The 24,878-nt window shown below is 52.8% G+C and carries 18 protein-coding genes; 10 read left to right on the top strand and 8 right to left on the bottom strand.

Translation table 11 applies throughout. The features are described from left to right. The first annotated feature begins 253 nt into the window (after positions 1-253). The 4 genes from ycaO to pflA all read left to right on the top strand — a co-directional run bounded on the left by ycaO (position 254) and on the right by pflA (position 6,480). Positions 254-2,014, top strand: coding sequence for a 30S ribosomal protein S12 methylthiotransferase accessory factor YcaO (gene ycaO / locus VH86_RS21915; protein WP_045834096.1), 1,761 nt, complete (start codon positions 254-256; stop codon positions 2,012-2,014). 355 nt (positions 2,015-2,369) lie between these two features. Further along, a complete protein-coding gene (gene focA / locus VH86_RS21910; protein ID WP_038647829.1) occupies positions 2,370-3,230 on the top strand; it encodes a formate transporter FocA in 861 nt (286 codons plus the stop codon). 67 nt (positions 3,231-3,297) lie between these two features. Then, entirely contained in the window at positions 3,298-5,580 is a 2,283-nt protein-coding gene (pflB, locus tag VH86_RS21905) for a formate C-acetyltransferase (protein ID WP_045834095.1), read from the top strand. A gap of 159 nt (positions 5,581-5,739) precedes the next feature. Beyond that, positions 5,740-6,480, top strand: a complete 741-nt coding sequence (pflA, locus tag VH86_RS21900; RefSeq protein WP_038647833.1) for a pyruvate formate lyase 1-activating protein — start codon at positions 5,740-5,742, stop codon at positions 6,478-6,480. Between the two features lie 48 nt (positions 6,481-6,528). On the opposite strand, the gene VH86_RS21895 is transcribed toward pflA, so the two are convergent. Next, positions 6,529-7,680 carry an MFS transporter gene (locus tag VH86_RS21895; RefSeq protein ID WP_045834094.1) on the bottom strand — a complete coding sequence of 384 codons (1,152 nt, stop codon included), beginning with the start codon at positions 7,678-7,680 and terminating at the stop codon, positions 6,529-6,531. On the opposite strand from VH86_RS21895, the gene VH86_RS25955 reads away from it, so the two are divergent. Continuing rightward, entirely contained in the window at positions 7,628-7,855 is a 228-nt protein-coding gene (locus tag VH86_RS25955) for a hypothetical protein (protein WP_197080241.1), read from the top strand. The two genes, VH86_RS21895 and VH86_RS25955, sit on opposite strands and share 53 nt — an antisense overlap. Before the next feature lie 137 nt (positions 7,856-7,992). Here the strand turns inward: VH86_RS25955 and serS are convergent, their stop codons facing one another. The 5 genes from serS to lrp all read right to left on the bottom strand — a co-directional run bounded on the left by serS (position 7,993) and on the right by lrp (position 15,646). Then, positions 7,993-9,285, bottom strand: coding sequence for a serine--tRNA ligase (gene serS, locus VH86_RS21890; protein ID WP_034820608.1), 1,293 nt, complete (start codon positions 9,283-9,285; stop codon positions 7,993-7,995). Between the two features lie 96 nt (positions 9,286-9,381). After that, complete coding sequence (locus VH86_RS21885; protein ID WP_038647837.1) at positions 9,382-10,728, bottom strand: replication-associated recombination protein A; 1,347 nt, start codon at positions 10,726-10,728, stop codon at positions 9,382-9,384. Positions 10,729-10,735: 7 nt separating this feature from the next. After that, positions 10,736-11,347, bottom strand: a complete 612-nt coding sequence (gene lolA, locus VH86_RS21880; protein WP_034820613.1) for an outer membrane lipoprotein chaperone LolA — start codon at positions 11,345-11,347, stop codon at positions 10,736-10,738. Between the two features lie 175 nt (positions 11,348-11,522). Then, positions 11,523-15,032, bottom strand: a complete 3,510-nt coding sequence (locus tag VH86_RS21875; RefSeq protein ID WP_045834093.1) for a DNA translocase FtsK 4TM domain-containing protein — start codon at positions 15,030-15,032, stop codon at positions 11,523-11,525. 119 nt (positions 15,033-15,151) lie between these two features. Beyond that, positions 15,152-15,646: a leucine-responsive transcriptional regulator Lrp gene (lrp, locus tag VH86_RS21870; RefSeq protein WP_006118610.1), complete on the bottom strand. Its 495-nt coding sequence runs from the start codon at positions 15,644-15,646 to the stop codon at positions 15,152-15,154. Positions 15,647-16,167: 521 nt separating this feature from the next. Here lrp and trxB point away from each other — a divergent pair. The 5 genes from trxB (at position 16,168) to infA (ending at position 22,073) form a co-directional block, all read left to right on the top strand. After that, positions 16,168-17,133, top strand: coding sequence for a thioredoxin-disulfide reductase (gene trxB, locus VH86_RS21865; RefSeq protein ID WP_045834092.1), 966 nt, complete (start codon positions 16,168-16,170; stop codon positions 17,131-17,133). A 146-nt stretch (positions 17,134-17,279) separates the two neighbouring features. Next, entirely contained in the window at positions 17,280-19,049 is a 1,770-nt protein-coding gene (gene cydD, locus VH86_RS21860; RefSeq protein WP_045834091.1) for a cysteine/glutathione ABC transporter permease/ATP-binding protein CydD, read from the top strand. Continuing rightward, entirely contained in the window at positions 19,049-20,779 is a 1,731-nt protein-coding gene (gene cydC / locus VH86_RS21855) for a cysteine/glutathione ABC transporter ATP-binding protein/permease CydC (protein ID WP_045834090.1), read from the top strand. Before cydD ends, cydC begins: the two co-directional genes overlap by 1 nt. A gap of 33 nt (positions 20,780-20,812) precedes the next feature. Next, complete coding sequence (gene aat, locus VH86_RS21850; protein WP_034820657.1) at positions 20,813-21,505, top strand: leucyl/phenylalanyl-tRNA--protein transferase; 693 nt, start codon at positions 20,813-20,815, stop codon at positions 21,503-21,505. A 349-nt stretch (positions 21,506-21,854) separates the two neighbouring features. Continuing rightward, the gene (gene infA / locus VH86_RS21845) at positions 21,855-22,073 is read left to right on the top strand and encodes a translation initiation factor IF-1 (RefSeq protein ID WP_002211347.1); all 219 of its coding nucleotides are present in this window, start codon (positions 21,855-21,857) and stop codon (positions 22,071-22,073) included. Between the two features lie 95 nt (positions 22,074-22,168). Here the strand turns inward: infA and clpA are convergent, their stop codons facing one another. Both clpA and clpS read right to left on the bottom strand, forming a co-directional pair. Then, positions 22,169-24,448 carry an ATP-dependent Clp protease ATP-binding subunit ClpA gene (clpA, locus tag VH86_RS21840; protein WP_045834089.1) on the bottom strand — a complete coding sequence of 760 codons (2,280 nt, stop codon included), beginning with the start codon at positions 24,446-24,448 and terminating at the stop codon, positions 22,169-22,171. Positions 24,449-24,503: 55 nt separating this feature from the next. Continuing rightward, a complete protein-coding gene (gene clpS / locus VH86_RS21835) occupies positions 24,504-24,824 on the bottom strand; it encodes an ATP-dependent Clp protease adapter ClpS (RefSeq protein ID WP_034820663.1) in 321 nt (106 codons plus the stop codon). Positions 24,825-24,878 lie beyond the last annotated feature (54 nt).

Genomic DNA, 24,878 nt, shown 5'->3' with positions numbered 1-24,878 from the left:
CCGAATGGCTGCAATCATTAATCCGATAGCGATCACAATTCCGGGGCGGGCTCCACCGCAGCTTATGTCATAAATGCAATAAGCCACGGAATTTTGTGAGGGAGTTTCCCGAAGTAAAATCAGAATGCTGCCAGGTGATGAAATAGCCGTGACAATACCGCGATAAATTTAGACCACTGAATAGCGAAGCAGGCGCAAAACCCGTATCATTGCGCGCTTTACGCCCACCCCATCGACTTGAGAGAGCGCCAACATGACGCAAACGTTTATTCCAGGAAAAGACGCCGCACTGGAAGACTCCATCGCACGTTTCCAGCACAAACTGCAGGACCTGGGCTTCAACATTGAAGAAGCCTCGTGGCTGAACCCGGTTCCACACGTCTGGTCTGTGCATATCCGCGATCGCGACTGCCCGCTGTGCTTTACCAATGGTAAAGGTGCCAGTAAGAAAGCGGCACTGGCTTCGGCGTTAGGCGAATATTTTGAGCGTCTCTCAACCAACTACTTCTTCGCCGATTTCTGGCTCGGTCAGTCCATCGCCAACGGCGATTTCGTTCACTACCCGAATGAGAAGTGGTTCCCATTGACCGACGATGACAGCTTGCCAGCAGGCATTCTGGATGCGCGTCTGCAGAAATTTTACGATCCTGAAGATAGCCTGAGCGCCTCAGATCTGATTGACCTGCAGTCAGGTAATGTTGACCGTGGTATCTGCGGCCTGCCATTTATCCGTCAATCCGACCAGCAGACGGTCTACATCCCGATGAACATCATCGGCAACCTGTATGTTTCTAACGGCATGTCTGCCGGTAACACCGCGAACGAAGCGCGTGTACAGGGCCTGTCTGAAGTCTTTGAGCGCCACATTAAAAACCGCATTATCGCTGAGTCAATTAGCCTGCCAGAAATCCCTGCTGAAGTGATGCAGCGCTACCCCGGCGTGATTGAGGCGATTGAACGTCTGGAAGCCGAAGGTTTCCCGATCTTCTCTTACGATGCTTCGCTGGGCGGCAAGTACCCGGTTATCTGCGTAGTGTTGTTCAACCCGGCCAACGGCACTTGCTTTGCTTCATTCGGCGCGCACCCAGACTTTGGTGTGGCATTGGAACGTACCGTTACTGAACTGCTCCAGGGCCGTGGACTGAAAGACCTGGATGTCTTCACCCCACCAACCTTCGATGATGAAGAAGTGGCTGAACACGCCAACCTGGAAACCCACTTTATCGATTCCAGTGGTTTAATCTCCTGGGACATGTTCAAAGACGATGCGGATTATCCTTTCGTCGACTGGAGCTTCTCAGGCAGCACGCATGAAGAGTTTGATACGCTGATGGCCATCTTCCGCGCGGAAGATCAAGAGGTTTACATCGCGGATTATGAGCATCTGGGCGTTTACGCCTGCCGTATCATCGTACCGGGCATGTCAGATATTTATCCGGCAGAAGACCTGCTATTGGCCAACAACAGCATGGGCGCGCCGCTGCGTGAAACCTTGCTGGCGCTGCCAGCCAGTGAGTGGGAACCGGAGGCGTATCTGAACCTCATCGAGCAGTTGGATGAAGAAGGTCATGACGACTTCACTCGCGTCCGTGAGCTGCTGGGTCTGGCGTCAGGTAAAGACAATGGCTGGTACACCCTGCGTATTGGCGAGTTGAAAGCCATGCTGGCATTGGCGGGCGGAGATTTGGATCAGGCTCTGATCTGGACGGAGTGGACCATGGAGTTCAACCAGTCAATCTTCAGCGCCGAACGCGCCAACTATTACCGTTGCCTGCAAACCCTGCTATTGCTCGCCATGGAAGAAGAACGCGATCCGCTGCAATATCATCGTGCCTTTGTGCGGATGTATGGCGAAGCCGCTGTTGATGCCGCTTCTGCGGCGATCAGCGGTGAAGCGCCATTCTACGGCTTGCAGGCAGTGGACCTCGATCTGAAAGCTTTCCCGGCGCATCAGGCCCTGCTGGCCGCCTATGAAAAACTGCAGGCAGCAAAGCGCAACTACTGGTCGAAGTAATATTCACGAACGCTTAGCGCGATATTTTTGCTAACGTTGAGAATGGCACTGATTAATCCCGGTGCCATTTTTTTTGCTTCACATTGTTATACTCAACATTGAATATTGATAATTAACAATTCAGTTTCATTGGTTAAACTGAATTAACATTGAGTCACTCTCAAAGACCAAGCATTAAACTTATTTTGCATAAATTAAAAAATTTTTAGTTTATATTATTCAAACAGTTAAGTGTATATTCTTTAACTTAACGCCTCGCTTACCCCGTACCTCCCTGCCATTTATGATCCACATCAATTCCTGACCTATACTCCTTTGTTAGTATCTTTACAGACAATTTCAGGAGAGCGTTAGTGTGAAAGCTGACAACCCTTTTAATGCATTATTACCCGCGGCCATGGCGAAAGTTGCTGAAGATGCCGGCGTCTATAAAGCCACTAAACATCCTTTAACCACCTTTTTTTTAGCCATCACTGCTGGCGTATTTATATCTATCGCGTTTGTTTTCTACATTACTGCCACCACGGGCAGTGGCGCCATGCCCTACGGTATTGCGAAACTGATTGGCGGTATCTGCTTCTCTCTGGGTTTGATGCTGGTTGTGGTATGTGGCGCGGACCTGTTCACTTCGACGGTTTTGATTGTGGTGGCGAAAGCCAGCGGGCGCATCACCTGGATGCAACTCGGCCGTCATTGGCTGAATGTCTATATCGGTAACCTGTTTGGTGCGCTGTTCTTTGTCGCGCTGATTTGGTTAGCAGGTGAACATATGGTTGCCAATGGCGCGTGGGGGTTGAATGTCCTGCAAACCGCCGACCACAAAATGCATCACACGTTTATTGAAGCCGTTAGCCTCGGCACACTCGCTAACCTGATGGTTTGCCTGGCGGTGTGGATGAGTTACTCCGGCCGCAGTCTGTTCGACAAAATGTTCGCCATGATTTTGCCCGTCGGGATGTTCGTCGCCAGCGGCTTTGAGCACAGCATCGCAAACATGTTTTTGGTTCCGATGGCAATCGTCATTCGCGACTTCGCCAGCCCGGAATTCTGGCAAATGGCCGGTTCCAGCGCCGCACAGTTCCCCTCTCTCAGCGTTGGCGACTTTATCGTTAATAACCTCATTCCAGTGACAATCGGCAACATTATCGGTGGCGGATTGTTAGTCGGTTTGACCTACTGGGTCATCTATCTGCGCGGTGATGATCCGGTGCATTAAGAAATTAAAACGGGCGTGCCCGAGGGCGCGTCATCGTCAGAGTCTCCCTAAATAAGGCAGGTATATCATGTCCGAACTTAACGAAAAAATGGCGTCAGCCTGGGAAGGATTTAGCGCCGGCGAATGGCAGAACGGTGTCAACGTCCGTGACTTTATCCAGAAAAACTACACCCCCTATGAAGGTGACGAATCTTTCCTCGCGGGCGCCACACCAGCCACCATTAAACTGTGGGACAGCGTGCTGGAAGGTATCAAGATTGAGAACCGCACCCATGCACCGGTTGATTTCGATACCGACCTGGCTTCTACCATCACTTCACATGATGCGGGTTATATCAATAAGTCGCTGGAGACCATTGTAGGTCTGCAGACTGAAGCACCGCTGAAACGCGCCATTATCCCATTTGGCGGCATCAAAATGGTCGAAGGATCTTGCAAAGTTTATGGCCGTGAACTCGACCCCGCCCTGAAAAAAGTCTTCACCGACTATCGTAAAACCCATAACCAGGGCGTGTTCGATGTCTATACTCCGGACATTCTGCGCTGCCGTAAATCCGGTGTATTGACCGGTCTGCCAGATGCTTATGGTCGTGGTCGTATCATCGGTGACTATCGCCGCGTGGCGCTGTACGGCATCGATTATCTGATGAAAGATAAAGTGGCGCAGTTCAATTCACTGCAAAGCGATATGGAAAATGGTGTCAATCTTGAAGCCACTATCCGCCTGCGTGAAGAAATCTCCGAGCAACACCGTGCGCTTGGTCAGATTAAAGAAATGGCTGCCAAATACGGCTCTGATATTTCTCTGCCCGCGACCACAGCGCAAGAGGCTGTACAGTGGACCTACTTCGGCTATCTGGCCGCTGTGAAATCACAGAACGGCGCCGCGATGTCATTCGGTCGCGTATCCACCTTCCTCGATGTTTATATCGACCGTGATATTAAAGCGGGCAAACTGACTGAAGAAGGCGCGCAGGAGTTAATTGACCACCTGGTGATGAAACTGCGTATGGTGCGTTTCCTGCGTACCCCAGAATATGACGAATTGTTCTCAGGTGACCCAATATGGGCAACCGAGTCTCTGGCCGGTATGGGTGTCGATGGCCGTACTTTAGTCACCAAAAGTACCTTCCGCTTCCTGAATACCTTGTACACCATGGGCCCGTCACCGGAACCTAACATGACCATTCTGTGGTCAGAAAAACTGCCGGTTAACTTCAAAAAATATGCAGCCAAAGTCTCTATCGATACGTCTTCATTGCAGTATGAGAATGACGATTTGATGCGTCCTGACTTTGATAACGATGACTACGCGATCGCCTGCTGTGTGAGCCCAATGATTGTCGGCAAACAGATGCAATTCTTCGGCGCCCGCGCCAACCTGGCTAAAACACTGCTGTATGCAATCAACGGTGGCGTGGACGAAAAACTGAAAATGCAGGTTGGCCCAAAAGAAGCGCCAATCACTGATGAAATTCTGGATTTCGACATTGTGATGGCACGTCTGGATCACTTCATGGATTGGCTGGCTAAACAGTATGTCACCTCATTGAATATCATCCATTACATGCATGATAAGTATAGCTACGAAGCTTCACTGATGGCGCTGCATGACCGTGACGTCTATCGCACCATGGCGTGTGGTATCGCAGGCTTGTCAGTGGCGGCGGATTCCCTCTCTGCCATTAAATATGCCAAAGTAAAAACCGTGCGTGATGCTGATGGCCTGGCCGTAGATTTCGAGATTGAAGGCGAGTATCCGCAGTTTGGTAACAACGATTCACGTGTCGATGATATGGCGTGTGACCTGGTTGAACGTTTCATGAAGAAAATTCAGAAACTGCAAACCTATCGTAATGCGGTGCCAACGCAGTCGGTGCTCACCATCACCTCTAACGTGGTATACGGTAAGAAAACCGGTAACACCCCTGACGGTCGTCGTGCAGGTGCGCCATTCGGTCCAGGTGCTAACCCAATGCACGGTCGCGATCAGAAAGGTGCGGTGGCTTCTCTGACTTCGGTAGCCAAACTGCCGTTTGCGTATGCGAAAGATGGTATTTCTTACACCTTCTCCATCGTACCTAATGCACTCGGTAAAGATGATAATGTGCGTAAAACCAACCTTGCGGGCTTGATGGATGGCTACTTCCACCATGAAGCCAATATCGAGGGGGGTCAGCACCTTAACGTCAACGTCATGAACCGTGAGATGCTGCTGGATGCGATGGAACATCCGGAGAAATATCCTCAGCTGACCATTCGTGTTTCCGGTTATGCTGTGCGCTTTAACTCGCTGACCAAAGAGCAGCAGCAGGATGTGATTACCCGTACGTTCACTCAGTCCCTGTAATCCTCACTGAAATGTAAAGGCTCCTGCGGGAGCCTTTTCTCCACAAGTCTGTTTTGCCAGTTTGCTTTCGCTGGCAGCCTCGCAAAATCGACTTTAATCCAAGAGCACAACACAGATTGTGCCGCCTGATATTGAGGCTAACCCGGAGAATACATCGCAATGTCAACCATCGGTCGTATCCACTCATTTGAATCCTGCGGCACCGTTGACGGTCCCGGCATCCGTTTTATCACCTTCTTCCAGGGCTGTCTGATGCGCTGCCTCTACTGCCATAATCGCGACACCTGGGACACTCACGGTGGCAAAGAAGTCACGGTGGACGACCTGATGAAAGATGCACTGTCGTATCGTCACTTTATGAATGCCTCCGGCGGAGGAGTAACGGCATCAGGTGGGGAAGCAATCTTACAAGCCGAGTTTGTGCGTGATTGGTTCCGTGCCTGTAAGGCAGAAGGCATTCACACCTGCCTGGATACTAACGGCTTTGTACGTCGTTACGATCCGGTGATTGACGAACTGCTGGATGCCACCGATCTGGTGATGCTCGACCTAAAACAAATTAATGATGATGTGCACCAGATTCTGGTTGGCGTCTCTAATCATCGCACCCTCGATTTCGCGCGTTATCTGCAGAAGAAAGGCAAACGTACCTGGATTCGCTTTGTGGTCGTGCCCGGCTATTCCGATGACGATGACTCTGCCCATCGCCTGGGTGCATTCACCAAGGATATGGAGAACGTCGAGAAAATTGAGCTGCTACCCTACCATGAGTTAGGTAAGCACAAATGGATTGCCATGGGAGAAGAGTACAAGCTGGATGGGGTAAAACCACCCAGTAAAGAGACGATGGAACGGGTCAAAAATATTCTGGCAGGATATGGTCACGAAGTGATGTACTGACAAAAAAGGGAGCTTACCGCTCCCTTTTTTCATTGGTTCATTCAGATATTAAGCATGTGCAATTGGCGTGGCATGCTGGTCAGCTTTACGCAGCAGCATCACCAGATAGACCAGTGCCACAGCGGCAATCATTACAAACAGCAAACGGTCAGAGTAATTTTGCATCAGCATCGATGTCATACCCGGCCCGACCAGGCTGCCGATGGTGTAGCTAAACAACAGCGCCTGATTCATGGCAACCAGCTCATGATGCGCAACGGTTTCACATGCCCATGACATCGCCACTGGATAGAGCGTGAAGCCAGCCAGCCCCAAAACAAACAGTGCAGGCGCCATGGCAGTATCGCCCAACATGGCGATGGCACCCAGAATCACCACAAACACCTGAACGCGCAACACCATCAGGCGCCCAAAACGGTCGGCAAGACGTCCCACCGGCCACTGGCCGACAATGCCCGAACTCACCAGCAGCGCCATCCAATAACCGACGTTGGCATCACTCATTCCCCGATGCGACAGATACAACGGCATCAGACCATACAGTGAGCCCAGTACGATACCGGAAATAATGCAGCCGTTGATGCCCAGACGTGAGCTGCGACGGCGCAACATGGTCCAGATGCGACCGGTAGAAGCCTCTTCAGTCGCTGAGCTGGCATTAACACGCAGGAAGAGCACTGACAGCACGGCGCAGACGATAAGCGCGGTGACCCATGGAATGACATGCAGAAGTTCAGTCGAAACGCGGCTCACCAGCAACTGGCCCGCCACCGTGCCGAGATAATAGACAATCATATAGGCAGCCAACAACTGCCCGCGATTACGCACTGTACCACTGCACAGCAACGCACTCTCCACCACCACCCAGATCAGCGCACAACCGACACCCGCAACAAAACGCAGCGCAGTCCAGCTGTAGAAACCCTCTAACAGCGCCATTCCCATGGTCGCCACGGCAAACAGCGCGCTGGCCAGATAAAAACAGCGATTAAAGCCATAGCGGTTGATCAACCAGCCTGCGAGCAGCGTCCCCAGCAGATTCCCGGTGTAATAGGCTGAACTGGCCATACCCACCTGCCATGTCGGCAGTTGATCATGGGTAAGCCAAAGCGGTACCAGCGTATTCAGCACAGCAATAGACACCGTCATGAGCATTAAGCCGCAAAGCAGCAACACGACGGGGCGCGACCAGGTAGACATAGGGATTAAAAACCAAAGAAATGAAGATAATTGCGCGCAGTTTGCCATTCGCTATTTTAAAGTCAACGGGCAAAAAATCACCGCCGCACAATTTGCTGCTGAACAATTTATTATTTTTATCTTCAGCAGCTTAGGGGAGATATATCATCATAAAAACTCAATGCTATCTGCATGAATTTATGGATTTTAGTGTTTTGAGGAAGTCTGCTGACGATAACGTTTATTTCTGATTAATTCTTACTAAAAAATAATCGGCTGAAGCTAAAAACAAAAAACCCGGCATTGCCGGGTTTTACTATCAGAAAGCTGGGGTTAACCAATGATTTCCAGTCCGCCCATATAAGGACGCAGCACTTCTGGTACTTCGATACGGCCGTCAGCCTGCTGGTAGTTTTCTAGCACCGCAACCAGCGTACGACCTACCGCCAGCCCCGAACCGTTCAGTGTATGTACCAGACGCGGTTTCTTATCAGTTTTACTGCGGCAGCGAGCCTGCATGCGACGCGCCTGGAAATCCCACATGTTGGAACAAGAGGAGATCTCACGATAGGTATCCTGCGCCGGCAACCATACTTCCAGATCGTAGGTTTTGGCTGAACCAAAGCCCATATCGCCAGTGCACAGCAGTACTTTACGATATGGCAGATTCAGCAATTGCAGCACTTTCTCGGCGTGACCAACCAGCTCTTCCAGTGCGTCCATTGACGTTTCTGGCGCAACAATGTGCACCATCTCAACTTTGTCGAACTGGTGCATACGGATCAGACCACGCGTGTCGCGTCCATAAGAACCCGCTTCAGAACGGAAGCATGGCGTGTGCGCAGTGAGTTTAATCGGCAGATTTTCTTCTTCCACGATCTCATCACGCACCAGGTTGGTCAACGGCACTTCCGCCGTCGGGATCAGTGCGTAGTTGCTGCTGCCCGCTTCTTCACCCAAAGGCTTGGTGTGGAACAGGTCTTCACCAAACTTAGGTAATTGACCCGTACCAAACAGCGTCTCATGGTTAACCAGATACGGCACGTAGGTTTCCAGATACCCGTGCTGCTGAGTATGCAGATCAATCATGAACTGGCTAAGCGCACGGTGCAGGCGAGCGATTTGCCCCTGCATCACGATAAAGCGTGAACCGGTCAGTTTCACTGCGGCAGCGAAATCCAGGCCTTTAACCGCTTCACCCAACTCAACGTGGTCTTTTACCGGGAAATCGAACTGGCGGGGCTGGCCCCAGCGGCTGACTTCCTGATTCTCAGTATCATCTTTACCCAGCGGCACTTCATCGACCGGCAGGTTAGGCAACGAGAGGGCAAAATCGCGGATGGTATTTTGCAGTGTATCCAGCTCAACCTTCGCCGCATCCAGGCGTTCGCCCAGCACGTTCACTTCCTGACGCAGTGGCTCGATGTCTTCCCCACGCGCTTTGGCCTGACCGATGGATTTGGATCGGGAATTACGCTCTGCCTGCAGATTTTCAGTTTCTACCTGCAGTACTTTACGACGCTCTTCGAGCGAGCGCAGCGTTTCCACATCCAGTTTGAATCCTCGGCGTGCCAGTTTTTCAGCGACTGCGTCTGGCTCATTACGCAGCAGATTGGGATCGAGCATGCTTATCCTGTGTAATTAAGGTTGGTTGAACGAATGAAGGGATGCATCCCACTGGAATGCATTGAAATACTTGCTCACCTTACCGTAAGGCGTTTATCAGCGGTAGCGTTTTATCGGGCTATTTTGATCCTGTTCAGCCAACCAGGCGAGTTTTTCGCCGATTTTCCCTTCAAGCCCCCGATTGGTAGGTTGATAGTAGCGCGTTTGCGCCATTTCAGGCGGGAAGAACACCTCTCCGGCCGCATAAGCATTGGGTTCGTCATGAGCATAACGATACTCTTTGCCCAGCCCCATCTCTTTCATTAATTTGGTGGGTGCATTGCGCAGGTGCTCAGGCACATCGTAATCCGGGAATTCTCGCGCATCGCGCATGGCCGCCTTGAACGCGGTATAAACCGCATTACTTTTGGGTGCGCAGGCCAGATAAACAATCGCCTGGGCTATGGCGCGCTCGCCTTCAGCAGGCCCGACGCGGGTGAAACAGTCCCATGCCGAAATAGCCACCTGCATACCGCGTGGATCGGCGTTGCCCACATCTTCCGAAGCTATCGCCAGCAAACGGCGTGCAACGTACAACGGATCACCCCCGGCCGTGATGATGCGGGCATACCAGTAGAGAGCGGCATCCGGCGCCGAACCGCGCACGGATTTATGCAGCGCCGAAATCAGGTCGTAGAAACGATCGCCTTTGTTATCAAACCGCGCCGCCCTTTCTCCTGAGACTTCATTCAGCAACTGTGGCGTCAGCTCACGCTTTCCTTGCGCATTGCTCTCTGCCATATCCGCCATCATCTCCAGCGTATTCAGCGCACGACGCGCATCGCCGTTAACCAACTCAGCAATCATACGCCGGGTGTTGTCTGGCAGCAGAATATCGCTATTACCGTACCCTCGCGCACTGTCCTCCATCGCCTGGGTGAGCACCTGTTCAATATCTTCAGTGGTGAGCGATTTCAGCAGATAGACACGAGCACGCGATAGCAGTGCCGAGTTGAGTTCAAAAGATGGATTTTCGGTAGTCGCACCGATAAAGGTAATGGTGCCATCTTCAATATGGGGCAGGAATGCATCCTGCTGGCTTTTATTGAAACGATGAACCTCATCCACAAACAGGATGGTACGGCGGCCCAGTTGACGATTCTGCCGAGCGCGCTCGATGGCTTCACGGATCTCTTTCACGCCGGATGTCACGGCAGAAATTCGCTCAACATCCGCCTTGCCATAGTGCGCAATAATCTCTGCCAGCGTTGTTTTCCCTGTTCCTGGCGGCCCCCACAAAATCATTGAGTGCAGATGCCCGGCTTCAATCGCGCGCGGCAGCGGTTTACCCGCCGCCAGCAGATGCTGTTGCCCGATATACTGCTGCAATGTGGCTGGCCGCATACGCGCGGCCAGCGGCTGGAACTCATTTGAAGAGGCGAAATCCAGGGACAGGTTACTCACCGCGACCTCACTGACGTTGATCGTCCACCGTTACCCCTTTTGGCGGTGTAAAGGTGAACTTATCTGGGCTAATCGCACCGTTTTTCTGGCTCTTCAGCTGATAATCACTGTGTTGACCATCTTGCTCAATCGCACTGAATTTGTTGATGGTTCCGGATGCAGAAACATTGATGGTGAATTGCTTCAGGTTGCCATCGCTGCTTTTTGGCGTCAGCTCGAAATTATCACCCTGCTGCTTGATGTTGTACTGCTGCCAGTCGCTTGGCTGATTACGGGCAATCAGCATAAACGGCGTATTGCTGGTGGCGTTCTGCAGCAGGCTAACGCTGGCTTGCTCAACAAACGGATTATAGAACCACAGGTTTTTGCCATCGGAGATAATCACGCTTTCGTCTGGCGCGGTCATATGCCAGTTGAATAAACTTGGGCGTTTAACCCACAGTTCACCTTCACCATCCTGCACATTCGCACCGCTGCCATCTGTCACTTTCTGGCTAAAGCTGGCATGGAAACTGTTCACTTTGTTCAGACGCTGCTGCAAATCGCTCGACGCATCCGCCAATACCGACGAAGAAACAAAACCGGCCAGCAGGCCGCAGGCAATAACGCGTAATTTCATCTGATTCGATTCCTTATTCATGGTTTCCCGACACTTACTGCATTAAACGTAGTTGCCGCTCTGTCTGTTCGACAGAAGAAAAAGCCGAAAGCTCCCAACGATATGGGGATCGTTCTGCAGATAAACAACGGGCCAGTGTTAACTGGCCCAGAAGTAAGTCATGGCGTGCGCTAGATTACATCTCATGCGGCGGCGGTGATAGCACCTCGCGGTTACCATTATGGCCCGGTTCAGAGACAATACCCTGCGCTTCCATCTGTTCAATGATGCGCGCTGCACGGTTGTAACCAATACGGAACTGACGCTGAACACCGGAGATAGAGGCGCGACGTTTCTCGACCACAAATGAGACCGCCTGATCGAACAGCGGATCAAGCTCTTCATCACCATCAAGACCGCCCGCTGCACTCTCGCTCTCTTCACCCGCGGTAATGCTGTCGATGTATTGCGGACGTCCACGCGCTTTCCAGTCCTGTACTACCGCATGCACTTCCTGATCGCGCACGAAGGCACCATGGACACGCACCGGCATTGAGGAGTTAGGCGGCATGTAAAGCATATCACCCATCCCCAACAGTGATTCCGCGCCGCCTTGATCAAGAATGGTACGTGAGTCAATTTTACTGGACACCGTAAAGGCGATGCGCGTTGGGATGTTGGCTTTGATCAAGCCGGTAATCACATCTACCGACGGACGCTGCGTTGCCAGCACCAGGTGAATACCTGCCGCACGCGCTTTCTGTGCCAGGCGAGCAATCAACTCTTCAACTTTCTTGCCCACCGCCATCATCAGGTCAGCGAATTCATCCACCAACACCACGATGTACGGCAGTTTTTCCAGCACAGGCGGCGTGGTTTCCATACTGTCACCCGGCTTCCAGAATGGATCTGGAATTGGGCGCCCCATGGCAGCAGCCTGCTCAATTTTCTCGTTGTAACCGGCAAGGTTACGCACGCCCAGCGCAGACATCAGCTTGTAGCGGCGTTCCATCTCACCCACACTCCAGCGCAGCGCGTTCGCCGCATCTTTCATGTCGGTGACCACCTCAGTCAGCAAATGCGGAATGCCTTCGTAGACGGAGAGCTCCAGCATTTTCGGGTCGATCATGATAAAGCGCACTTCTTCTGGTGTGGCTTTATACAGCATGCTGATGATCATGGTGTTCACACCAACCGACTTACCGGAACCGGTCGTACCGGCAACCAGCAGGTGCGGCATCTTCGCCAGATCGGCCACCACCGGTTGACCCGAGATATCTTTACCCAGCACCACCGAAAGCGGTGACGGGTTATCGCGGAACTTGTCACAATCCAGCACTTCGCGCAGATAGACAGTTTGGCGATGTTTGTTCGGTAATTCCAGGCCGACGTAAGGTTTGCCCGGAATCACTTCAACCACACGCACCGCGACAGCTGAAAGCGAACGAGCCAAATCGCGCGACAGGTTAGAAATACGCGCAGCTTTCACGCCAGGAGCAAGATCCAGCTCAAAGCGGGTGATCACGGGACCTGGTGAAATACCGACGACTTCAGCTTTCACTCGATAATCGGCCAGACGCGCTTCAACTAATCGTGCTGTCTGCTCAAGCGCGAACATATCCACCGGCTCTTCTTCCGAAGGCGGAGAGGTCAGCAAATCAAGCGTCGGCAGCGGCGTAGAAGGCTTTTCTAGCGGACGTTCATGACGAACCAGGAACGGATGGAACAGGCTATCTTGCGCAGGGGCGACCGGTTGAGGCGCTTCTGCTGGCGCAGCATAGCTTTCGGTCTCGGATGACGACCATGGGCTATTGTGCTCATTCAGCGATGGCATGGCTTCTGGCTGCGGTGCAGCAGGTTGTTGCCACTGCACAGGTGCTTCCGGCTGCGGTGCGGCAGGTTGCTGCCACTGCGCAGGTGCTTCGGATTGTGGTGCGGCAGGTTGTTGCCACTGCGCAGGCGCTTCGGATTGTGGTGCAGCAGGTTGTTGCCACTGCGCAGGTGCTTCCGGCTCAGGCGTTGCAGCGATGGTAAACAATGGCTCGCTTGGGCCGTCATCGACCAAATCTTTCATTGGCGAAAAATCAAAGGCTGATGAAGTATCAAGGTTAAATACCGGGCCTTCATTGGTTTCAGATTGCTGATAGCGTTGTTGCTGCTGAGCTGCAAACTGATTGGCCAACTGCGCCTGATGTAAAGCCTCTTCATCTTCTTCGACTTGATGCTGTCCGCTTTCTGCATAACGCTGCTGTTGCTGAGATGCAAACGCTTCGCGCAGGTGTGCTTCCTGCAAGGCGGTATCCTCTTCATGATCCTGTGAGGGTTCATGATAGGTCGCTGTCATTTCAGGCAACAGCTGCTCGGCTTCTTCGCGCGCTTTGTCTTCTGCCATACGCTGTGACGGCAACTTAATGCCGTAAGAAGCCAGTTCACGACGTGTTGGCAGTTTAACTTTGTTCGGACGCGGCAATTCAGGGCCAATACCCTGCTTCACCTGCGGATTGTAATCACGCTCCGGCACCACATCGAAGGCTGGTGTATACGCAGAAGCCGTTTTCGCAGCAGCTGCCCCCACTGCTGCGGCTGCCGCAGTGTTCAAAGAAGCAGATGATTGAGCGGCATCCTGCCAGTTCCCCATGCGTGGCCCTTCATCGTCATCAACGGGTGAAAACGCTGAGGGTGCCGGTTCGCCCGGAACTTCAAAGCGATACAGCGGCGGTGCGGGTTGAATAACCGGTTCAGGCGCAGGCGGTACCGCAACAGGTGCTACTGCCGCAGGCACCTCAGGGGTATGAGCAACAGGTGCCGCTTCGGCGGGTGCATTGACCACGGGTGACGGCACAACGGGCGCCTGGTGTGCAGCTTCGGCGGTCACCGCAATGGCCGCGGCTGTCGCGGCACTGGCTTTAGCTAGCAGAGGATCATCCGGCAGCTGTTCGGCGATAGGCTCAGCCACCTTACGCGGTTTAGCCAGCAGAACGTCATCATCGTCATCATGCGATTGCGCAGCACGCAGTGGAGGCGCAGCATGTTCGGCATGCTCTTCCTCTTCTTCGTACTCCTCTTCTTCCTGCCAGGGTTCGTCATGACGAGAGCGGTTGCTGGCGAAGGTCAGTACGCCCATCACCACGCTCCCGATTTTTTCGGCGATCGTCAGCCACGACCAGCCCGTGTATAAGGTTATGCCTGCCGCCCAGACGCAGATCAGCGTCAAAGTCCCGCCGGCAGAACTAAACCAGGGCGCCATCGCATTACTGACGAGGCTGCCAATTACACCGCCCGAAGCAAAGTACCAGATGTCATCAACGTTCAGCGCGGCTAAACCACAAGTGGTCACCACCAGCGCCAACACGCCAATCAGGCGTAGGCCCACCGCAAAGTAATCGATGTAATCCTGGCGATCGCGCTGACGGAATGTAATCCAGCACAAACCAATGATGACCGGAGGAATGGCATACGCCATCACGCCGAAAATGAATAAGAGAGTATCCGCCAGCCATGCGCCGACACTACCGCCCAAATTATGGATCGGTTCATGCCAGGCGGTCTGCGACCAGCTTGGATCGGAAGGATTGAAGCTAACCAGCGACACCATCAAATAGATGGCGAACAGGGCCACAAGGATGAGCAACGCTTCCAGCAGCCTGCGTCCACTGCTCAGCGGTTGTAACGAAACGTCTTTATCTTCTGTATATTCCTGGCTCAAGAGAACTCTCCAGGTGCCTGTAAATTAAGAAGGCAACAGCGCCGGGCAAGCCCGACGCTGGTCCTGTATGAATTCACAGGAGTGTACCGAATTCCTGCAAGTTTTGCACCTGCCCTGCATTACCGGGTTTTGATCACCAGACGATTGCTCTGTTTGACCTCTTCCATCACCACGTAAGTACGGGTGTCGTTTACGCCCGGCAGGCGCAGCAAGGTTTCACCCAAAAGCTTACGGTAGGCGGACATGTCCGGTACACGGGTTTTCAACAGGTAGTCAAAGTCACCGGAAACGAGGTGACACTCTTGAGTTTCCTCAAGTTTTTGCACAGCGGCGTTAAATTGTTCAAACACATCTGGCGCACCACGATTCAGAGTAATCTCAACAAATACCAGCAGTGAAGCATCCAGATAATGTGGGTTCAGTTGTGCGGTGTAACCCAAAATGAAGCCCTGACGTTCCAGGCGACGCACACGCTCAAGACACGGCGTAGGTGATAAGCCAACACGTTTTGAAAGCTCAACATTAGAAATACGGCCGTCTTTCTGCAATTCATTCAGAATGTTTCTGTCGATACGGTCCAGATCTTTTCCGGGGCGTTTCTTATTGTCTACCATTATTATTGTCTCTCTTAATTCCTTCCCTTTACCTGCCAAACCCTGAAAACGCTCATTGTTCAGGGCCTTACTGAAGTGAAGACGATAAGTCTGTGCAGTAACGCTTCCATCCGTATGACGTATGTTGTCTGTCCACATCATGCGTCATTACCAATGTCAGACTGAGTTTATCCGGCAAAAACGTGCAAAACAGAAATGAAATTCTGTTTTGAACCGCTAAATATTCTCCGCTTCTGGTAATGTTTTCGCAAAACAGCAGGCGATTGTCAAAGTAAAACATCCAAATTCAGTACAAGATGCCAGATAGAGTTCTGGGTTGCTGTTTTTAAATGAGAATTTTTATGCTGCTGCACCAGAATTTGCCGAGCATTGCCCCCTTTTGGCGCAATCGACGTGCAGAATTTGCACTCATCGACTACGCCGCTTGCAGCGATTGTTATCAAAATTGCTGAAACCTTTTTTTGCTGCGCTAATTTCCCTACAATCAAAAACTATGTTGTCGCAAAAAAACTGAGGAACGCATGAGTACGGCCAAACACAGTAAGCTGCTCATTTTAGGCTCCGGTCCTGCCGGATATACCGCTGCAGTCTATGCCGCGCGCGCTAACCTGAATCCGGTATTGATTACCGGGCTGGAAAAAGGCGGTCAGCTCACCACGACCACTGAAGTTGAGAACTGGCCAGGCGATCCGAACGATCTGACCGGCCCGGCGTTGATGGAACGTATGCAAGAGCATGCCGAAAAATTCAACACCGAAATTATTTTCGACCATATTCACACGGTTGATTTGCAAAACCGCCCTTTCCGTTTAACGGGTGACAGCGGTGAGTACACCGCTGATGCGCTGATCATCGCGACCGGTGCATCCGCACGTTATCTGGGTCTACCTTCGGAGGAGGCGTTCAAAGGCAAAGGTGTTTCCGCCTGTGCGACCTGTGACGGTTTCTTTTATCGTAATCAAGAAGTCGCGGTGATTGGTGGCGGTAATACCGCGGTGGAAGAGGCCCTTTACCTGGCAAATATCGCGGCGAAAGTCCATTTGATTCACCGTCGTGATAGCTTCCGTGCGGAAAAAATCCTGATCGATCGTCTGATGGATAAAGTGCGAAACGGCAACATCGTACTGCACACCGATCGCACACTGGAAGAAGTGGTCGGGGATCAGATGGGTGTCACCGGTGTGAAACTGCTTTCCACCAAAGGTGAAGAGCCGGAAACGCTGGATGTTGCCGGGCTGTTTGTGGCGATTGGTCATAGCCCGAATACCGCCATTTTCGACGGCCAACTGGCGCTGGAAAACGGCTATATCAAAGTGCAGTCCGGTCTGCAGGGCAATGCGACCCAGACCAGCATTCCTGGCGTGTTTGCGGCGGGTGACGTGATGGATCATATTTATCGCCAGGCGATCACCTCTGCCGGTACCGGCTGTATGGCTGCGCTGGATGCAGAACGCTACCTTGACGGGCTTGTTAAAACCGATCTGTAACTTGTTAATAAGCTGATCATAATTGCAAAGAGGCGACCTGTTTTGGTCGCCTTTTTTATTGCCTGCATGCTAAAGTTCATGCGCTTAATATTTCCGGATACTTTATCCGGTTTTGCCTCTCTCCATCAGTGATCAAACGGCTTCGCATGGAAAAATCACGGCAGCAACATCTTCTTCGCTGGCTCCGTCAGCAACGTCTCCACGGCGCAAGCAGTTTACGTGCCGCATCGCTATTCGGTTTTGCCGGTGCACTGGTGATTATTGCTCAAGCCTGGTCACTGGCCTCGCTGCTGCAGAATCTTATCGTCGCCCAACAACCGCGCGGTGCCCTGCTGACTGATTTCATCCTGCTGCTGTTCTGCTTTGCTCTTCGCGCGGGTCTGCACTATGCACGGGAAATGGCAGGTTACCGTGCTGGCGTTGCCATCCGTCGCGCTCTGCGCAAGCAGGTACTGGATAAGCTAAATGAATTAGGTCCTGCCTGGGTTCAGGGCAAACCGGCGGGAAGCTGGGCAACACTGCTGCTTGAGCAAATTGAAGAGATGCAAGAATATTACGCGCGATATCTGCCACAGATGTCTCTGGCCGTTTTTATTCCCTTCGCTATCCTGATAGCCATCTTCCCGATTAACTGGGCGGCCGGATTGATCCTGCTCGCGACCGCACCGCTGATTCCGATTTTCATGGCGATGGTTGGCATGGGTGCCGCCGATGCAAATCGTCGAAATTTCCTCGCGCTGGCGCGTCTGAGCGGCGATTTTTATGACCGCCTGCGCGGGCGTGAAACATTGCGCCTGTTCCACAGGGCTGCCGCTGAGCAGCAGGCGATTGCTGAAAGCACCACGGATTTTCGTCAGCGCACCATGGAAGTGCTGCGCCTTGCTTTTCTCTCTTCCGCGGTGCTGGAATTCTTTGCCTCACTGGCGATTGCCGTGGTCGCGGTTTATTTCGGCTTCTCCTATCTTGGCGAACTTAATTTTGGTCATTATGGAACGGGTGTGACCCTGTTTGCTGGATTCCTGGCACTGATATTGGCGCCTGAGTTTTTCCAGCCGCTGCGCGATCTGGGTACTTTTTACCACGCTAAAGCGCAAGCCGTTGGCGGCGCCGATGCACTGGATCGTTTTCTTAACGAAAGTCCGGAAATCCCAGCATCAGCCTCCAGCCTGTCAGTCGCTTTCGATACCCCTTTAAGCCTTGAAGCACAGGATTTGGTGGTGATGACAGCCAAAGGTGAAGCGTTATCACAACCGCTGAATTTTACGCTTGAGGCGAATAAACGCGTGGCGCTGGTGGGTCAAAGTGGCGCAGGAAAATCAGCACTGATGAATGTGTTGCTCGGCTTTCTACCCTATCAAGGTTCGCTGTGCGTCAATGGGCATGAACTGCGGGATATTGGCCGTGATAGCTGGCAGCAGCATTTGGCGTGGGTGGGTCAAAACCCACATTTGCCCGCGACCACGCTGCGCGAAAACCTGTCTCTCAACAGCAGCATGGATGAAGCAACACTGCGCAGCGTTTTACAACAGGCGGGCGTGGATGAGTTTCTCGCCCGTTTGCCGCAAGGCCTCGACACACCCATTGGCGATGGCGGAATGGGCCTTTCTGTTGGCCAGGCGCAACGCGTCGCCGTTGCGCGTGCACTGTTGAAACCGGCACAACTCCTGCTGCTGGACGAGCCTGGTTCAGGCCTTGATAGCCAAAGTGAACAGCATGTGTTGCGCGCATTAAACCAGGCCGCCACACAGCAAACTACCCTCATGATCACCCACCAACTTCACGATCTTGCCAGTTGGGATGAAGTTTGGGTGATGCAATCCGGGCAACTGGTGCAGCAGGGGCAGTGGCAACAACTGATTGCTCAGGACGGGCCGTTGCGTGCCATGGTGCAGCATCGCCAGCAGGAGATTGTCTGATGAATCCACTATTGCCGTTTCTGCGTCTGTTTCGTCGTCATCCGTGGCGTTTAAGTCTGGGTATCATCTTAGCTATTGCGACTTTGCTCGCCAGTATCGGCTTGCTCACCCTATCTGGCTGGTTCCTCGCCGCCTCATCGCTGGCGGGCGTGGCTGGCCTGTACAGTTTCAACTATATGTTGCCCGCAGCAGGGGTGCGTGGAGCGGCAATCACTCGCACTGCGTCGCGTTACTTCGAGCGCTTAGTCAGTCACGATGCCACTTTCAGGGTGTTGCAGCATTTGCGTGTGTTCACCTTTAGCAAACTGATCGCGCTGGCCCCCGAACAACTGGCCTGTTTCAGACAGGGCGAGCTGCTTAACCGCTTTGTCAGTGATGTCGATACGTTAGACCATCTCTATCTGCGCGTCATTTCACCGCTGGCCGGTGCGGCGGTAGTGATAGTGGTGGTCACTTGCGGTCTGGCGATATTGGATGTGCCACTGGCGCTGCTGTTGGGCGGAATGATGCTGCTGACGCTTTTGCTCATGCCGCCGCTTTTCTGGCGATTAGGCACTTCAGCCGGGCATCGCATCGCCCAGCACCAAGCCAGTTGGCGTTTACAACTGACGCAGTGGGTAACCGGACTGGCTGAACTGCAAATTTATGGTGCAGCGGTCTTATGGCGTAAAAAACTGGATGCCGAAGAGATGCGCTGGCAGCAGGCTCAGCAGCATCAGCATTGTCTGCAAGCGCTGGCGCAAAGCCTGTTATTGTTAATCAGCGGCTCGACCGTCGTCTTGCTGCTGTGGATCTCCGCAGCGGGCGTAGGCGGCGATAGCGCACCTGGCGCATTCATCGCGCTTTTCGTGTTCTGCGGCCTGGCGGCATTTGAAGCGCTGGCACCGGTAGCAGGCGCATTTTTGCCGCTTTCGCAGGTCAGTGGCGCGGCACAGCGCGTACAGGAAATCATTGAGCAAGCGCCTCTGATTCGTTTTCCCTCCTCGACCGTGTCCTCTGATTCGGGCATCAGCCTGACGCTGGAAAAGATCACTTTCAGCTATCCGCAGCGACCGGAGCCGGTACTCAGGCACTTCTCGCTTACGCTACGAACCGGTGAGCATCTGGCACTGCTCGGCCCCACCGGCTGCGGCAAATCCAGTTTGCTGGCATTGATCACGCGTGGCTGGCTGGCGCAGCAAGGCGACATTCGACTAAATAATATTCCCCTTGCCGAGTGGGACGAAAAAAGTCTGCGTCAACGTGTCAGCGTGGTCACGCAGCGCGTGCATCTGTTTAGTCAGACGTTACGCGATAATTTGCTGCTGGCACACCCTGCCGCCAGTGATGAACAACTGAATGCAGTCCTGCATCAGGTTGGACTCACCCATTTGGCGGAACATGATGAAGGGCTCAACGCGTGGATGGGCGAAGGTGGCCGCCCGCTGTCGGGAGGCGAACTGCGTCGCCTGGCCATTGCGCGCGCCCTGTTGCACAACGGCGATCTGTGGTTGCTTGATGAGCCCACCGAAGGCCTGGATGCCACCACCGAACAGCAGATATTGACGCTGTTGCGTCAGGTCAGTCAGGGTAAGACGGTAATCATGGTGACCCATCGCCTCAGTGGCCTGGCAACAATGGATCGTATCTGCGTGATGGACCAGGGGCAGATTATTGAGTCGGGCACGCATGACGAATTAATCTCAAAAGCAGGACGCTATTGGCGTTTCCACCAGCGCTTTGCGCTATAGTCTTAGCGAGCAGCCCGAAGGGTAATTGACGCAATGAGACTGGTACAACTTTCACGGGATTCATTAAATTTTCCTCCGCCGGAGATGGCGCTGCGCGAGCCGAATGGATTATTGGCGATGGGCGGCGACCTCTCCCCTGCCCGACTGATGAACGCCTATCAGCGCGGCATTTTTCCCTGGTTTTCACCCGGCGATCCGATTCTATGGTGGTCGCCCGATCCGCGTGCTGTGATGCTTCCGGAATCTTTTCATCTCAGCCGCAGCATGGCGCGTTTTCATCGCCGTTCGCCTTTTCGCGTCACCATGAATCATGCCTTCCCGCAGGTACTGGAAGGCTGTGCCAGCGGCAGACAAGAAGGCACCTGGATCACCTTTGAAGTGAAACGTGCGTGGCTACGCTTGTATGAACTGGGTCACGCGCATTCGATTGAGGTCTGGAGTGATAATCGACTGGTGGGCGGCATGTATGGCCTGGCACTTGGGCAGATATTTTGTGGTGAGTCGATGTTCAGCCGCCAGGAAAATGCCTCAAAAACCGCGCTATGGGTTTTCTCTCAGCACTTCCTCGCTCATCAGGGACGCTTGATTGATTGCCAGGTGCTTAACCCACATACGGCTTCGTTGGGCGCCGTTGAAATCCCGCGTGTCGATTATTTACAGTACGTGCAAACACTGGCGTGGCAGCCTGTTTTAAGCGGTTGCTGGCAAACACAAACCCTTTTTTGACCCAGCTCGCAGATGTTTTGCACACAATTCCCGACAAAAGTGATACAATAAGCGAGTTTGGTATGTCGTCCGCGCTTCGCTGTGGCGAGCCGGAATTGCCAGGTTGGGAATCTCATCCATTTCCTGAAGCTGTTGCTGTTGTGCACTTGATGCTGATTGCGACAACTTCTTAGCCCGCTAATCCCCCGCAGACGTCAATAAAAACACCCGAATTTTTCCGTAATGCACGCGCAATGGCGCGACGCACGGCGAAGCGTTGGCAAAATCGCCAACGGTTCTTTACATAAATCATGGAATTCGGCATTATCTTGCCGGTTCAACAGTTTGGTAGTTCACCCCAGAGGATTCGATGGCCAAAGAAGACAATATTGAAATGCAAGGTACCGTACTGGATACGTTACCTAACACCATGTTCCGCGTAGAACTTGAAAACGGGCACGTGGTTACCGCTCATATCTCCGGTAAAATGCGCAAAAACTACATCCGCATCCTGACGGGCGACAAAGTGACTGTCGAGTTGACCCCGTACGACCTGAGCAAAGGCCGCATTGTCTTCCGTAGTCGCTAAGTTGTTGTCCACATCTCGCGTTTGTGGCAATTAACTGAGCGCGAAAAAAAAGGCCGGATTTTCATCCGGCCTTTTCTTATCTGCGACTCAGCACATCAGTGCACAGTCCCTTCGGTTTTCCGTTTTTCCGCACTCAGGAAATGGTAGGTCAGCTGGTTTTTTTCTTTATCCAGCGCCACCGAGACTGAACCGCCATCCACTAATGAACCAAACAGCAGCTCGTTAGCCAATGGTTTCTTCAGATTCTCCTGCACCGCACGTGCCATTGGACGGGCACCCATCGCTTTGTCATAACCCTTATCCGCCAGCCAGTCACGAGCATCATCACTGACTTCCAGCGAGACGCCTTTGGCATCCAGTTGCGCTTGCAACTCGACGATGAACTTATCCACCACCTGATGGATCACCGCGGTATCCAGATGACGGAACCAGATAATGTTATCCAGACGGTTGCGGAACTCTGGCGTAAAGATCTTTTTGATCTCTTCCATCGCGTCGGTACTGTTGTCCTGCTGAATCAAACCAATCGACTTACGCTCAGTTTCGCGAACACCGGCGTTGGTGGTCATCACCAGCACCACATTGCGGAAGTCCGCTTTGCGGCCGTTGTTATCGGTCAGCATGCCGTTATCCATCACCTGCAGCAGCAGGTTAAAGACATCCGGGTGCGCTTTCTCGATTTCATCCAGCAGCACCACCGCATGTGGATGCTTAATCACCGCATCGGTGAGCAAACCACCCTGATCGAAACCAACATATCCCGGAGGTGCACCGATCAAACGGCTAACGGTGTGGCGTTCCATATACTCGGACATATCGAAACGCAGCAGCTCAATCCCCAGGGCTTTCGCCAGCTGAACCGTCACCTCGGTTTTACCGACGCCGGTTGGACCAGCAAACAGGAATGACCCCACCGGTTTACGATCCTGACCGAGACCGGCACGGCTCATCTTGATGGCTTCAGTCAGTGCTTCAATCGCGTTATCCTGGCCAAACACCAGCATTTTCAGACGATCGCCGAGATTTTTCAGCGTGTCGCGATCGGTGGCTGACACACTTTGCTCTGGGATACGCGCAATACGTGCCACCACAGATTCAATATCAGACACATTGACCGTTTTCTTACGCTTACTCACCGGCACCAGGCGCGCACGCGCACCGGCTTCATCGATCACGTCAATCGCCTTATCCGGCAAATGACGATCGTTGATGTATTTCACCGCCAGTTCCACGGCTGCGCGCACCGCCTTCGCGGTATAACGCACATCATGGTGAGCTTCATACTTCGGTTTCAGGCCGTTAAGAATCTGCACGGTTTCTTCGACAGAAGGTTCGGTAATGTCGATCTTCTGGAAACGACGCGCCAGCGCACGGTCCTTCTCAAAGATGTTGCTGAACTCCTGATAGGTGGTTGAACCCATCACGCGGATTTTCCCGCTGGAGAGCAACGGTTTGATCAGGTTAGCGGCATCCACCTGGCCACCGGAAGCGGCACCCGCACCGATAATGGTGTGAATTTCATCAATAAACAGGATGCTACTGGTGTCTTGTTCCAGCTGTTTTAGCAGCGCTTTGAAACGTTTTTCAAAATCACCACGGTACTTGGTACCCGCAAGCAGCGAACCGATATCCAGTGAGTAGATGGTGCAATCTTTCATCACTTCCGGAACATCGCCCTTCACAATGCGCCAGGCCAGCCCTTCCGCAATGGCGGTTTTACCCACGCCAGATTCACCCACCAGCAGCGGGTTATTCTTACGTCGACGGCACAATACCTGAATGGCACGCTCCAGCTCTTTATCGCGGCCGATCAGCGGATCGATTCCGCCGACACGAGCAAGCTGATTAAGATTGGTGGTGAAGTTTTCCATACGTTCCTCCCCGCCTGCTTGCTCTTCGTTAACCGGATTCTCCGCATTATTTTGCGGCTGGCCCGGCTCATCTTTACGCGTACCATGGGAGATGAAGTTCACCACATCGAGGCGGCTGACTTCGTGTTTGCGCAGCAGGTAAGCCGCTTGTGACTCCTGCTCGCTGAAAATGGCGACCAGCACGTTCGCGCCTGCAACTTCGCTGCGACCGGATGACTGGACATGGAATACCGCACGTTGCAACACGCGCTGGAAGCTGAGCGTCGGTTGTGTATCGCGCTCCTCTTCACTGGCTGGCAGCACCGGTGTGGTTTGTTCGATGAAGGCTTCGAGTTCCTGTCGCAGAGCCACGATATCCACCGTACAGGCTTCCAGTGCCTCTCTGGCCGACGGGTTACTGAGCAATGCCAGCAACAGATGCTCGACGGTCATAAATTCATGACGGTGCTCGCGCGCTCTGGCGAAAGCCATGTTTAAACTGAGTTCCAGTTCTTGATTGAGCATTTGGCACCTCCCCCAATTATCGCTCTGACGACCTTTCCCCTATATGGAGACGGGCTCAGGCTTTTTCCAGCGTACACAGCAACGGATGTTCATTCTCTCGTGCGTAATTGTTCACCTGGGCGACTTTGGTTTCCGCCACTTCTGCAGTGAATACACCACAAATCGCCTTTCCGTGGTAGTGAACTTTCAACATCAGTTGCGTTGCACGTTCAACATCATAAGAAAAGAACTTTTGCAGAACGTCAATAACAAATTCCATAGGTGTATAATCGTCATTATTCAGAATGACTTTATACATCGAAGGCGGCTTTAACCCTTCGCGTACTTTATCTTCGGCTAAATGTTCAAAATTAAGCCAGTCGTTTGTGTTTGCCATAATGTTCCGTCGAAATTCTGCGTTACGATTGCGCGCATTTCTGCGCCCATTCCT

It is taken from the genome of Pantoea sp. BL1 (assembly GCF_000963985.1).
GTDB classification, from domain to species: domain Bacteria; phylum Pseudomonadota; class Gammaproteobacteria; order Enterobacterales; family Enterobacteriaceae; genus Pantoea; species Pantoea rwandensis_B.
Note: the sequence above shows the minus strand (reverse complement) of the source record. Positions and strands in the feature narration are given on the sequence as shown.